Genomic DNA, 12045 nt, shown 5'->3' on the forward strand with positions numbered 1-12045 from the left:
GACGTTTAGCTCAGTTGGGAGAGCATCGCCCTTACAAGGCGAGGGTCACTGGTTCAAGTCCAGTAACGTCCACCACTTTGATTTGTCAGCATAATTTGATTGCGGACGTTTAGCTCAGTTGGGAGAGCATCGCCCTTACAAGGCGAGGGTCACTGGTTCAAGTCCAGTAACGTCCACCACTCTTCATGCAATCAAATACAATATGGACGCTTAGCTCAGTTGGGAGAGCATCGCCCTTACAAGGCGAGGGTCACTGGTTCAAGTCCAGTAGCGTCCACCATTCTTCTTCTCTTAAAAAATACTGACCTGCACTATTAAACTGCTTAGCTTATAGCAAATATCACCGACTCCTGAATCACTCATTACTTTATCTTCAGAAACTGTTGAAGAGTTTTTTGCTTTAACACTCCGTGGTCGATTCAGAGTAGTGCCTGGCATACAATTATTTGGACACCCATTAACATTTAGGACACCCACCCTTCGAACAAGTTATTTTTTCAAAGGTCCAATCTTCAGTATTCGGTGTTTCCAAAAACAATAATCTAAAGCTATCTAGCCTTTGGCACTAACTTTTAGACCCTTTCCCTTTAAAAAGTTATTTTTTGGACACTCACTCTGCTATCTACTACCAGGTGAGCCATTAGACACCCACTTATATTTCTCTGCTGCCATATGGACACCCACTTATATTTATGTGCGATATTCATTAAACTCTACACCGTTTCAAATAAAGCTATTTGGCGATAATCCGGCCTTCAAATTATTCGGTTTACGGAAAAGAGGGGGACCGTAATACAATATGAGCCCATGTAGAAGTTTTTTAAGAGACTTGAGCCAGAGAGGGCTGCGCCGGAAGATAATATGCGGGATATTTATTTATAGGTTACGACTCATGAAGGCTCGGCGACTGCTCAGGCGATAACTCTCCGACTTCGGTTTTCTAACTTCTGATGTATTGAAGACAAGCCTATTTTGGTAGTGAACTCGTTTTCAATATTGTTGATTAACCAGTACCAGTCGGTGATGTTCAGTCCCGCTTTCGCTAGTATGGGGACCTCGTTTGTTATCCGGCCTCGTTTTGCAGGATGAAACTGTCGGCCTGTCTGTTCAATGAGCTCAAAATAGTCAGAAAGCAGAAAAGGTAAGCTGACGGAGGTACGTTTATACGATTTTCCGTTAAAGGGCGAAAGCGCCTTGGGTTGTTTATTGTGTTTTATCGCGCGTAAACGTTTTCGGACACTGGTATACAACGACTGCCCGGGAGTGCGCGCTATCCCGGCCCGAACCGGGTTCAAATCGACGTAGACCATACATGCAGCCAAGGCGGTTTCATCAAGCAAAGCCTGAGATTTAAACCTGCCTTCCCAGAAACGGCCGGTGCAATCATCTTCTTTGTTCGCTTGGCGGGCGATGTACTCATTAAGCAGCCGCATAAACCAGCTGATGTCATATAAGCGTTCCCGATAAATCGCGGCGGTGTTTTCAACGGTTTCAATTTCAGCGGATGACAGCGCGTTTCGTTCGACCAGGTTCAAATAGCGTTGTGTTAAAACCGTTCCTTTATGAAGGCGATGCCAGCGCTGCAAAACCTGTTCGGTAGACCATTGCACAGCAGTATTCCTATCGATATGCAGTACCACATGCGTATGGTTACTCATTACCGCATAAGCGCAGATATCAATGGCAAACACTGACCCTAAAAACAATAGGCGATTTTCAACCCACTGACGGCGATGCTCATAACTTTGGCCGCTAAATTTGTCTTTGCCACACAAAAAAGCACGGCGAACACAGCGCGACACGCAATGATAATAGGGCGTATCAGAAAGGGATATCAGGCTTTTTCTGGGTCTGGGCATCAGCGATACGTATAGTTTATAAACAGATGTGTCATTTTGCCTCGGTATCCCGGGCTGGGCTACTGTCCTGTGTACCAGGATGTGGATGTCCAATTCGAATCTGATGTTCAATTCGAATCCCAAGGAGATGGGTGTCCTGATTGCAGCTCGAATCTTAAGATGGTGGGTGTCCTGATTCAAGCTGGAGTCTCAACCAAAGCATATAATGCTTTTATCTAACAAAACCAGAAACAGTTACACCTACTGAGTATACACCACTACGTCTTCACTATAGACCGTGTCTTCGTAGAACTGGGTGTGGCTGAAGGACATCCCCAGCTTTTTCATGACCGCAATAGAACCAAGATTTGTTGGTGCGGCTATAGCAGAAAATTGATTGATTCCGGTAGAGGCTAAACCATCCCGAATCGCTTTAGCAGCTTCTGAAGCATAGCCATGCCCCCAAAACTCACGCTTGAAACGCCAACCAAGCTCAATATTATTGACTTCAGGGTGTGAGGTAAAAAAGCCGAACGGACGAACTAAAATCCATCCCATTGGTGTGAGTGACTGTTTTTCGATAACCTGCCAAAGCCCCCACCCTAACGCCTGGTTTGCATAAGCTGATAATCGGGGTAAGAAAACAGTTTCAATGTCTTCTCGACTACTTTTATGGCCCCCATTAAGATAGCGCATAACTTCTTCATCCTGATCTAATTGCCACAGGAATTCAGTGTCATCTTTAGTGATATATTTGAAACTTAAACGATCGGTATCCGCGAACTCCATGCTCGACCTCGATATGGTATTTTTATTATAATATAACGACGTATTACCCGCCAAGCATGGCAAGGTGCTGGGTTGCGCCGGTACTTCCCTGTTGTAAATAATGCGATATGTGCTTACTGCCTAGCGACTCAGTAACAAACTGCTTTACACCCTCTACGTCGCCTGAACTTAAATAATGGCGAAGGTCTAGTCCCTGTTCACTAAATAAGCACAAATGTAATTTACCATTAGCAGCAATACGAAGTCGATTACAAGTTTCACAAAAATCTTTGCTATAAGGCATGATAAGACCAATATTTCCGGCGTAATCAGGGTGGGAAAACTCCTGTGCAGGTCCGGCGTCTTGTCTGCGCTTAAGCAAAGTCCACCCTTCGGCGATGAGTTTTTCACGCAAGGGTAAACCTGACATATGTTGACTTGAAAAGAAGTTATGGTGCGCCCCTGTCTCCATGAGTTCGATAAAGCGCAAGGTGATAGGTGTTGTTTTAAGCCAATCTAAAAAGCGTGCCAGACGATTTTGCGAAAAGTCCTGCAACATCACGGTATTCACTTTTACATCAATGCCCGCGGCAACAGCAACTTCTAATCCTTTGAGAATTTGCGTAAGTTTGTTTTGGCCAGTAATAAGGGCAAATTGGTTTGGATCCAGGCTATCAATACTTACGTTAACTTGTTGCAGGCCGGCATCGGCCCAGCCCTTAGCCTCTGAGGCAAGTCTGGCACCGTGGGTCGTGGCAACAACACGCTCAATGCCAGAAGTATTTGCAGCCAATGCAATAATATCACTAAAATCCCGGCGTAAACTCGGCTCTCCGCCTGTTATACGAACCTTTGAAGTACCCATTTGTGCAAACGCAGTCAGTAACGTATCAATTTCATTGATATTCAAAAATGCGCTATTGGGGGGGCCATCATAGCCATCCGGCAAACAATACTGACACCGAAAATTACACGCTTCGGTTATAGATAAACGTAAGTAGTGAAATCGACGGCCAAAACTATCTTCTAACAAGCGAACACCTTTGTTGGTAGCAGAGTCCCTACCATGCCATACATAAGTACACAAGCAAACCGCTAACGAGTTAAACAAGATATTAAATACGGTTGAAAGCGCCCGTAAGTTTAGCCACCTTTACCGCAATGATATGCATGTAATGATTTAAGGTTGCGGGTTTTTAGGAAGGTAAGTGAAGAAAAAACAACAGAACATACAAGGCAGGTAATGCATAGTTGCTAATCCTGCCCTTTTCTATTTATAACATAATGGATAAAAAAATCATAAAAATGGCAAAGACCGAAATATAATCTTTGCCCCCTGCTTTATTTATTGTAAATCAAACCGATCGTTGTCCATCACCTTAACCCAAACGTTCACAAAGTCCCGGGCAAACTTTTCTTTTGCGTCATCCTGAGCATAAAGTTCAGCCAGCGCACGTAGCTGTGCGTTTGAACCTATGGCCATATCAACCCTTGAGGTGCGCCACTTCAGCTCGCCGGTATCACGATCACGTGCTTCGTATTGGTCAGATGTGTCAGACTTTATCCCCCACTGCAGACTCATATCAGTCAGGTTCACAAAATAATCGTTACTCAGCACACCGGGACGTTCGGTTAACACTCCCACATCAGTCTGCTGATAATTAGTATTAATTACGCGCAATCCACCTAATAAAACCGTCATTTGTGGAGCGGTAAGGCCCAATTGTTGCGCTTTATCAATCAACAGCTCTTCAGCCGTGTAGGTATAGCGTGTTTTGATATAGTTTCTAAAGCCATCGGCTTCAGGCTCTAAAAGCGCAAAGTTTTCGATATCTGTTTGCTCCTGAGTCGCATCTGTACGGCCCGGCTTAAATGGCACGGTCAAATCATAACCGCCCTCTTTCGCCGCCAGTTCAATAGCCACGGTGCCACCCAGTACAATAATATCGGCAAGTGAAACACGGGTATTACCTTCTTGCGACTGGTTAAAATTATCTACAATTTCTTGTAATAAGAGTAACACCGCACCGGTACGTTCGGGCTCGTTCGCCTCCCAGTTTTTCTGAGGCTCTAACCGTATACGTGCGCCATTCGCACCGCCTCTGAAATCAGATCCCCGGTAGTTTGCCGCCGATGCCCATGCGGTAAACACTAAATCAGAAACCGAAATACCTGCATCTAAAATAGATGATTTCAAAGTAGCAATGTCTTCAGCATCGACTAACTCATAATTGGCTGCTGGTAACGGGTCTTGCCAAATAAAATCTTTTTCGGCAACTTCTTTGCCTAAATAGCGCGACTTCGGTCCCATATCGCGATGCACCAGCTTATACCAGGTTTCGGCAAATGCTTTGGCAAACTCTGTTGGATTATCACGAAAATGCTCAGCAATTTTGCGATATTCAGGGTCTTCTTTAAAACCGATATCCGCCGTGGTCATCATAATTTTGACACGCTCGCTGGCGTTTTCTACATCAGGCGCATGATCTTGCTCTTTAAGTTCTTTCGCGTGCCAGATATAAGCACCCGCCGGGCTTTTTGCTAATTCCCAGTCGTACCCCAGCAGAACATCAAAATAGCTGCCATCCCACTGCGTTGGGGTGGGTGTCCATGCTCCTTCAATACCGTTGCTGATAGTGTCGCGCCCCTTACCCGACCCATAGTTATTTTTCCACCCAAAGCCCATTTGTTCTAACGGGGCTTCATCGGGCGCCGCGCCCACATGAGAAGGATCGCTGGCACCGTGGCCTTTACCAAAGGTATGCCCACCCGCGCACAGGGCAACGGTTTCGTAATCATTCATACCCATACGATCAAAGGTTTCACGAACATCTTTGGCTGAGGCTACCGGGTCTGGATTGCCATCCGGACCTTCTGGATTAACATAAATGAGCCCCATCTGTGTGGCTGCCAGAGGCTGCTCTAAATCCCGATCGCCAGCATAACGCTCATTGGCTTCCCATTTCTTTTCAGAGCCCCAGTAAACATCTTCTTCAGGGGCCCAGATATCTTCGCGCCCACCACCAAAACCAACGGTCTCTACTCCCATTGACTCCAATGCTACGTTACCGGTCAAAACATACAGATCGGCCCATGAAATTGCATTGCCGTACTTTTTCTTAATTGGCCATAACAATCTGCGCGCTTTGTCCAGATTGATGTTATCTGGCCAACTGGCCAGTGGCGCAAATCGTTGGTTACCATTACAGGCTCCGCCACGACCATCGGCTCCCCGGTAAGTACCGGCAGAATGCCAGGCCATACGAACCATAAACGGGCCGTAGTGACCATAATCGGCTGGCCACCATGATTGCGAATCGGTCATTAACGCATGTAAATCTGCCTTTAAAGCCTCTAAGTCCAGATTTTCAAATGCTTCTTTATAGCAAAAGTCTGGATCGTGAGGATTAGGCTTGGTGTCATGTTGATGAAGAATGCGAAGGTTGAGCTGGTCTGGAAACCAATGATCGTTTTGAGTACCCGGCCCATTTACACGCGTATTACTTCCGTGTATCACCGGACATTTTCCTGCCCCTGGATTATTTGCAGACATTTTTATTTCCCCATAAATCGACTCTGCAAAATAAACAAAGAACCAGCATGGTTCATTGTAGTTGCAGCGCCACTTTTAATAATGTCATTCTTACGTATTAGCAGGGGCATAAGTACTAAACTTTAGGATGAACAAACCGCGATTGGAGCAATCGCTTTTTTCTTCGTTTAATAACTTGACTAGTTTACTCCTTCACCTTCACCTCACCGTGTTTTGTTTGGTGGGTCAGGAGGTAAAGCTCGTTCAGTCGCAATAATCAATTTGTGGGTAACGCGTTGTATCGCCACTGTTGTTTAACATTGATAATACGAAATATTAAGTAAAGCGTGATGGGAGAATTGATAAATGATGAACGCCGAACAGGTCCAGGCAGCAGTGAACCAGGTTATGCCTTTCGGAAAATATGCAGGTCGCAGACTTTTTCATTTGCCTGAGCCCTATCTGGTTTGGTTTAAACAACAGGGTTTTCCGGCTGGCAAACTGGGTGAACAACTCGCCTTGATGTACGAGATAAAGCTAAACGGTCTTGAACAGGTAGTCGCGCCGTTGTTGCACAATGACTAACACATTAATCGTCTTAAAGCGGCCAGCATCTGAAAAATTTGGTTTCTACAACTCATATTGTAAGGTATAAAAATGCTTTCCGTGCTCAATTTTGATTTGTAATGTACCGGCTAGACCGGTGAGCTGCCCAGTGGCAGAGTCAGCGACAATGTCTATCTGTAACATGCTACCTCCTTTATTGGTTGTGCCGCTATGCTGCATTACAAAGCTTCCGGCCTTGTCATCTAATACGCCTACAAATTGTTCAAAGGCTACATAACCGGCGGAGCCCTGCTGTGGCGTAGTTACGCTAAGCATCTCACCGATGCTGCGCCCGGCTAACGCCCCGTCCTAAGTTTTTGTTATTGCCATACGCTGTGCCGACATGCCATGTTCTGCATGTAAATGTGCAGCTAATGGCTCTAATACCACCTCAAACTTGCCTTCAATGCTTTTCATAATATTGACTTTCAATTAATATGAAAACCACTGTATAATTAACCAGCAATCAAGTAAAACGTTTTTAGCATAAAATCAAAAGGCTCTATGTTTTCCAGACCTAAGAAAAACAGGCAGGTCATCGTTGACCGACAGATTCTTCATCTGCATCAGGCTATGGCCGAAAAATGCTTAACCAACCCGGATTTGTTTGACGAGGTTTTAAATAACCTGGAACACAAACATCAGCTAAATTTCATCGGTTATGGTAGCTATCTTCTGTGGCACGCAATTTTAGAAGCCAGAGACAACCCGCACACCTTTAAAGAGTTGCTGCTTGCTTCCGATAGCCGCACCAAAGCCCTTAGGCGCAAAACAATTTTTGGCGGAGTATTGAGCGAGGCTGAACGTGAAGCGGTGCTGACGACTTATATCGCCAGCGAGTTAGCTTAACCGTTACGCAAATGATCTGAAACTAAAAAGGCCATCTCTAGAACCTGATCAGCATTAAGACGAGGATCGCACTGAGTTTTATACGCTTGTTTAAGATCATCATCGCTGATCTCATACGCCCCACCCGTACATTCGGTAACATGCTGGCCGGTCATCTCTAAGTGAACGCCACCCGCGTGGGTGCCTTCAGCTTTATGCGCAGCAAAAAACTGGCGAATTTCGCTTAAAATGGCATCAAAATTACGGGTCTTATAACCATTACTGGCTTTAATGGTATTGCCGTGCATGGGGTCAGAACTCCATACCACATTACGCCCTTCCTGTTTTACCCGACGCAATAAGCGTGGCAGGTTCTTTTCAAGATTATCGGCGCCCATGCGAGTAATGAACGTCAGACGACCAGGATCGTTATTCGGGTTAAGCACATCGATTAACCGGATGAGCTCGTCTTCATCCATGCCTGGCCCTACTTTTACCCCTATTGGGTTATGAATACCCCGGAAAAATTCTACATGCGCGTGATCGAGTTGACGGGTACGCTCGCCAATCCAGACCATATGAGCCGAACAGTTATAAGGTTTACCAGTAAGCGTATCAATACGGGTTAGTGCCTGCTCGTAATTTAATAGCAGCGCTTCATGCGAGGTAAACAAAGAAGTTTCGTGAAGCGCCGGCGTATTACTGGCATTAATACCAATGGTATCCATAAACTGCAACGAGTCCTGAATTCGCCGGGCAATATCCTGATACCGTTCTTTAAGCGGATTGTTTTCAACAAACGCCATATTCCAGCGGTTCACCTCATGCAAGTCAGCCAGTCCGCCCTGGGCAAATGCCCGCAACAAGTTGAGCGTTGCAGCGCTGCGATGATAAGCATCCAATAAGCGGTTAGGATCGGGCCGGCGCGCAGCCTCGGTAAATTCAAAGCTATTGATAATATCGCCGCGATAGCTGGGTAGGGTCACCCCATCAATAGTTTCCAGGTTTGATGAGCGCGGTTTTGCATATTGCCCTGCCATTCTGGCTACTTTCGTGACCGGACAACGCCCGGCAAATGTCATCACAATAGACATTTGCAAAATTACTTTAAAGGTATCGCGAATTTTAGGCGCATTAAATTCGTCAAAAGATTCTGCGCAGTCGCCTCCCTGAAGCAAAAAACCCTTACCCATACTTACTTCGCCCAATTGGCGACGCAGCTCGCGGGTTTCAGCAGCAAACACCAAGGGCGGATATTTGCTAAGCGTTTGTTCAACATGTTTTACCTGAGCAGAATCGTCATACTCGGGCTGTTGCAAAATGGGTTTGCTTCTCCAGCTGTCAGGTTGCCAGTTATCCACGAAATCTCCTGTTGAAAATAAAATCAATATTTATAAAAACGTTCGCTGGGCGTATTACCAAGAAAATTGTGTCGATGACAAAGATAAAAGGCTCATTCGTATTCTGAAATGCTGTGATTAAAGCGAAAAATATTCAGATACAGGTAGCAGCGTTACCAGCGACTCAGACTAGGCAGCTTATCACATTTATGTGGTCGCAGAAGACCACCGGGGCTGTATTTGCAAAGCATTTTGGTTATTTGATATGTCAAAAGCCAATCCATAAGCCTGTGCAAGATTAGCCTCGGTGCAAACCTGCTCTATATTACCACAAGCTACCGCTTGCCCCTGCTTGAGCAACAACGCGTGCGAGGCAAACCGGGCGCTGAGATTCAGATCGTGAGAGCTCAGCACTACGGTATTGCCGGCAGCTACCAGCTGTTCTACAAATTTCATTAAAGTGAGCTGGTGCCTGACATCTAAACCCTGCAGCGGCTCATCTAATAGTAACAATGCTTTTGCGTTGGCTATGGCTGTCCATACTTGCCAGATAGCGCGAGTTAAATTGATACGTTGTAACTCGCCCCCTGACAGACAAGTTAAAGGTCGGGGTAACAGTGCCGCTACATCCAGTGCTTGTTCGATCGCAGCAGGCAGGGTTGCCGCGGTTAACCTTTGGCCGTAAAAGCTGATGTACTGCTGAGCGGGTATATCAAAGGGTAGCGTATATTGCTGGGCATGGTAGGCCCGAAGCCGGGCAAGATGGGGTAGCGAATAATCTGTGATGTCATGAGCGTTAAGCCTGCAATGGCCATGGGGTATTTCAAGCAGTCCCGCCATAAGCTGTAACAACGTAGACTTACCCGCCCCATTTTCGCCCAATATGTGCCAGTGCTGGCCGCGACCAACCTTCAGGTCAATATTGTGCAGGCGCTGGGTGATACAAACCTGCTCAAGCTCAAGCATGCTGCTTCCACTGCCCCTTATAAAGGGCCAGCAGCAATAGCGGGCCGCCCAAAGTGGCTGTAATCATAGAAACCGGTAACGTAACCAAATGCAGATATTCGCTTAAGGTGGCCACGCCCAACAAAATGGCTGCACCGCATAAAGCACAGGCTGGCAGCAACACCACATTGTTATACCCTACGATTTGACGCAGAAAATGAGGAACCAATAAGCCGATAAAGGCGATAGAGCCAGCTACAGAAACCGCCGCGCCAACGCCCAGCGCACTGGCCAGCAGTGTGCGCCTGATAAGTTGCGGTGGCGATACGCCAGCAGATGCTGCCATTGCTTCTCCCCCGTAAAGCCAGTTTAGCCGCCGGGCTTGTGTAAGCTGATAACCCACACTAAGCAGCATAACCGGCCCGGCAACCGACAGCACCAGCCAGTCTGCCTGATACAGGCTTCCCATCAACCAGAAGGTAAGATTCCGTAGTGCCTGGGCATCGGCAATAACATACAGCCAGGCCATTACCGCGCCGGCCAGTGTTGAGATGGCAATGCCGGCCAGAATGACGGCCATGGCGGCCCCACGCAGGCGTTTGGCTACCCGATAAATTAGCCAGGTAGAAGCCAGGGCCCCGGCAAAACAGCCTAGCGGCAATAAATACACTGCGGGAATTACCGTTTGTACCGGTTGCAGTATCAGTAAGGCTGCGGCTATCAGACTTGCACCGCTGGTAATACCAATAATACCCGGGTCGGCCAGCGGATTTTGCAAAACCACCTGCAAAGAACCGGCACTCACGGCCAGCACAGCTCCCACCAGCGTAGCTGTAACTACCAGGGGCAATTGTAACTGGGTCAACATATGCCAAAACAGGGTGTTATCAACATCAGCCTGCCAGTCTGTAAGTAAAACAGCCGTACTTAGCAAAACCACTAACGCGGCTAAAACACCGGTAACCAGTGTTATTGGGTGTTTCACTGCTGTGCTCGTAACCGGTTAATCAAACCTTCGCTGGCCTGTTCAATCAGATCTAAGACCAGTTCAAACCCTCTTCGCCCACCGTAATAAGGATCGGGCACTTCGCTGTAATCGCTTTTAGCAAAAGACAAAAACAAATGAATTTTATGATGGTATTTTTCATCGCTGATTTTTTTCAAATGTTCCAGGTTGCGGTTATCCATTGCCAGGATATAGTCATATTTTTCAAAATCATCGACGGCTACTTTTCGGCACGCCAGCCCGGCAAAATCATAACCTTTCGCTACCCCAGCCTGCTGCGAGCGCTTATCTGGGGGATTACCGATATGATAACCATGCGTACCAGCCGAATCTATCGTTACGTTAATTCCGGAAGCTCTGGCTTTATGTCGAAATACTGCTTCGGCGGTGGGTGAGCGACAAATATTACCTAAACAGACAAAAAGAACGGTGGGCGCTGATTGTGATTGCGACATCTAACAAACCTTACATACTAAATTAAATACCGCCACAAGAAGCCGATATTTATCGATACATCAATAGGCAATGAGTTTATCTTGCGTCGCGGTGAGTTGCCAGAGTCACAGAATGATAGATAGAAAATAAAAGCCTGCCAGACGCAGGCTTAGACAAAAGAAGATTACTTAACGACAAGTGTTCCTTGCATCATGCTCAGATGGCCTGGAAATGAACAGAAAAAGGTATATTCGTCACTGCCAGAGAGCTTATCGACTAAGAACGTCACTGATGTTTCCTCACCGCCTCCAATAATTTTGGTAGCGGCAATGACTCTTTGATCATCAGGTTTAAGATAGTCGTTTTCCATGCCTGCGGTCATACCGTCGGTGGCTATCGCCTGCGCATCGCCCTGTTTGGCCAATACCCAGTTGTGGCCCATGACAGATTTTTCAAGTTGTCCGCTGTGCGTTAACTTCACTGTGAACTCGTCACAGGTTTTCGGTACTGTCATCTCTTTTTTGCCGTATTGCATCGAATCAGTGCTATCAATAGTGGCTTCACATTGCTCTGCCTGAACCGCGCCGGCTGTTAACAGCAACGAGGCTGCCAGTAAGCTTTTAATTTTCATGGTTGCTCCTTAGGTTATCCGAAATAGGTTTTGTACCTATTGGGCAGCGAAGGCGGGTTGGCCCTGCCCCGTTTTGCGTTAATTCTTACGACGTCTGCAGGGTTAAAGATTACCCC

The 12045-nt window shown here is 46.5% G+C and carries 11 protein-coding genes, 2 tRNA genes and 1 pseudogene; 4 read left to right on the forward strand and 10 right to left on the reverse strand.

Annotated features, from left to right (window positions below):
* The first annotated feature begins 103 nt into the window (after positions 1 to 103).
* Together JK130_RS15475 and JK130_RS15480 are read left to right on the forward strand one after the other, a co-directional pair.
* Positions 104 to 179: transfer RNA gene (locus tag JK130_RS15475), tRNA-Val, on the forward strand.
* A 25-nt stretch (positions 180 to 204) separates the two neighbouring features.
* Positions 205 to 280, forward strand: a tRNA-Val gene (locus tag JK130_RS15480).
* A 631-nt stretch (positions 281 to 911) separates the two neighbouring features.
* On the opposite strand, the gene JK130_RS15485 is transcribed toward JK130_RS15480, so the two are convergent.
* The 4 genes from JK130_RS15485 to katG all read right to left on the reverse strand — a co-directional run bounded on the left by JK130_RS15485 (position 912) and on the right by katG (position 6159).
* A complete protein-coding gene (locus tag JK130_RS15485) occupies positions 912 to 1859 on the reverse strand; it encodes a transposase (protein WP_218355238.1) in 948 nt (315 codons plus the stop codon).
* 240 nt (positions 1860 to 2099) lie between these two features.
* The gene (locus JK130_RS15490; protein ID WP_218355239.1) at positions 2100 to 2627 is read right to left on the reverse strand and encodes a GNAT family N-acetyltransferase; all 528 of its coding nucleotides are present in this window, start codon (positions 2625 to 2627) and stop codon (positions 2100 to 2102) included.
* Between the two features lie 43 nt (positions 2628 to 2670).
* Positions 2671 to 3639, reverse strand: coding sequence for a GTP 3',8-cyclase MoaA (gene moaA, locus JK130_RS15495; protein WP_218355240.1), 969 nt, complete (start codon positions 3637 to 3639; stop codon positions 2671 to 2673).
* Positions 3640 to 3951: 312 nt separating this feature from the next.
* On the reverse strand, positions 3952 to 6159 hold the full coding sequence (katG, locus tag JK130_RS15500) for a catalase/peroxidase HPI (RefSeq protein WP_218355241.1): 2208 nt from the start codon (positions 6157 to 6159) through the stop codon (positions 3952 to 3954).
* A gap of 348 nt (positions 6160 to 6507) precedes the next feature.
* Between katG and JK130_RS15505 the strand changes: the two genes are divergently transcribed.
* Positions 6508 to 6723 (forward strand): DUF3820 family protein, encoded by a 216-nt coding sequence (locus JK130_RS15505; RefSeq protein ID WP_218355272.1) that lies wholly within the window; start codon positions 6508 to 6510, stop codon positions 6721 to 6723.
* A 45-nt stretch (positions 6724 to 6768) separates the two neighbouring features.
* On the opposite strand, the pseudogene JK130_RS15510 reads toward JK130_RS15505, so the two are convergent.
* Positions 6769 to 7041, reverse strand: a pseudogene (locus tag JK130_RS15510) (DUF3224 domain-containing protein); the annotation flags it as partial.
* A 207-nt stretch (positions 7042 to 7248) separates the two neighbouring features.
* Here JK130_RS15510 and JK130_RS15515 point away from each other — a divergent pair.
* Positions 7249 to 7593, forward strand: coding sequence for a hypothetical protein (locus JK130_RS15515; protein WP_218355243.1), 345 nt, complete (start codon positions 7249 to 7251; stop codon positions 7591 to 7593).
* On the opposite strand, the gene JK130_RS15520 is transcribed toward JK130_RS15515, so the two are convergent.
* From JK130_RS15520 to azu, 5 genes are all read right to left on the reverse strand, one after another.
* Positions 7590 to 8933 carry a class II 3-deoxy-7-phosphoheptulonate synthase gene (locus tag JK130_RS15520; RefSeq protein WP_218355244.1) on the reverse strand — a complete coding sequence of 448 codons (1344 nt, stop codon included), beginning with the start codon at positions 8931 to 8933 and terminating at the stop codon, positions 7590 to 7592. The genes JK130_RS15515 and JK130_RS15520 overlap by 4 nt on opposite strands.
* Before the next feature lie 186 nt (positions 8934 to 9119).
* On the reverse strand, positions 9120 to 9878 hold the full coding sequence (locus tag JK130_RS15525) for an ATP-binding cassette domain-containing protein (RefSeq protein WP_218355245.1): 759 nt from the start codon (positions 9876 to 9878) through the stop codon (positions 9120 to 9122).
* Positions 9871 to 10842, reverse strand: coding sequence for a FecCD family ABC transporter permease (locus tag JK130_RS15530; RefSeq protein ID WP_343211011.1), 972 nt, complete (start codon positions 10840 to 10842; stop codon positions 9871 to 9873). Before JK130_RS15530 ends, JK130_RS15525 begins: the two co-directional genes overlap by 8 nt.
* Positions 10839 to 11318, reverse strand: coding sequence for a low molecular weight protein-tyrosine-phosphatase (locus JK130_RS15535; RefSeq protein ID WP_218355246.1), 480 nt, complete (start codon positions 11316 to 11318; stop codon positions 10839 to 10841). Before JK130_RS15535 ends, JK130_RS15530 begins: the two co-directional genes overlap by 4 nt.
* A gap of 164 nt (positions 11319 to 11482) precedes the next feature.
* The gene (azu, locus tag JK130_RS15540; RefSeq protein ID WP_218355247.1) at positions 11483 to 11929 is read right to left on the reverse strand and encodes an azurin; all 447 of its coding nucleotides are present in this window, start codon (positions 11927 to 11929) and stop codon (positions 11483 to 11485) included.
* Positions 11930 to 12045: the final 116 nt, after the last annotated feature.

The sequence above is a fragment of the Alteromonas lipotrueiana genome, assembly GCF_019249245.1.
GTDB classification, from domain to species: domain Bacteria; phylum Pseudomonadota; class Gammaproteobacteria; order Enterobacterales; family Alteromonadaceae; genus Alteromonas; species Alteromonas lipotrueiana.

What these genes read in the sequence shown, in the direction of transcription:
- JK130_RS15515 (WP_218355243.1), top strand. Translation starts at nt 7,249, where the DNA reads ATGTTTTCCAGACCTAAGAAAAACAGGCAGGTCATCGTTGACCGACAG.
- JK130_RS15535 (WP_218355246.1), bottom strand. Translation starts at nt 11,318, where the DNA reads ATGTCGCAATCACAATCAGCGCCCACCGTTCTTTTTGTCTGTTTAGGT.
- azu (WP_218355247.1), bottom strand. Translation starts at nt 11,929, where the DNA reads ATGAAAATTAAAAGCTTACTGGCAGCCTCGTTGCTGTTAACAGCCGGC.
- JK130_RS15505 (WP_218355272.1), top strand. Translation starts at nt 6,508, where the DNA reads ATGAACGCCGAACAGGTCCAGGCAGCAGTGAACCAGGTTATGCCTTTC.
- JK130_RS15525 (WP_218355245.1), bottom strand. Translation starts at nt 9,878, where the DNA reads ATGCTTGAGCTTGAGCAGGTTTGTATCACCCAGCGCCTGCACAATATT.
- JK130_RS15490 (WP_218355239.1), bottom strand. Translation starts at nt 2,627, where the DNA reads ATGGAGTTCGCGGATACCGATCGTTTAAGTTTCAAATATATCACTAAA.
- katG (WP_218355241.1), bottom strand. Translation starts at nt 6,159, where the DNA reads ATGTCTGCAAATAATCCAGGGGCAGGAAAATGTCCGGTGATACACGGA.
- JK130_RS15485 (WP_218355238.1), bottom strand. Translation starts at nt 1,859, where the DNA reads ATGCCCAGACCCAGAAAAAGCCTGATATCCCTTTCTGATACGCCCTAT.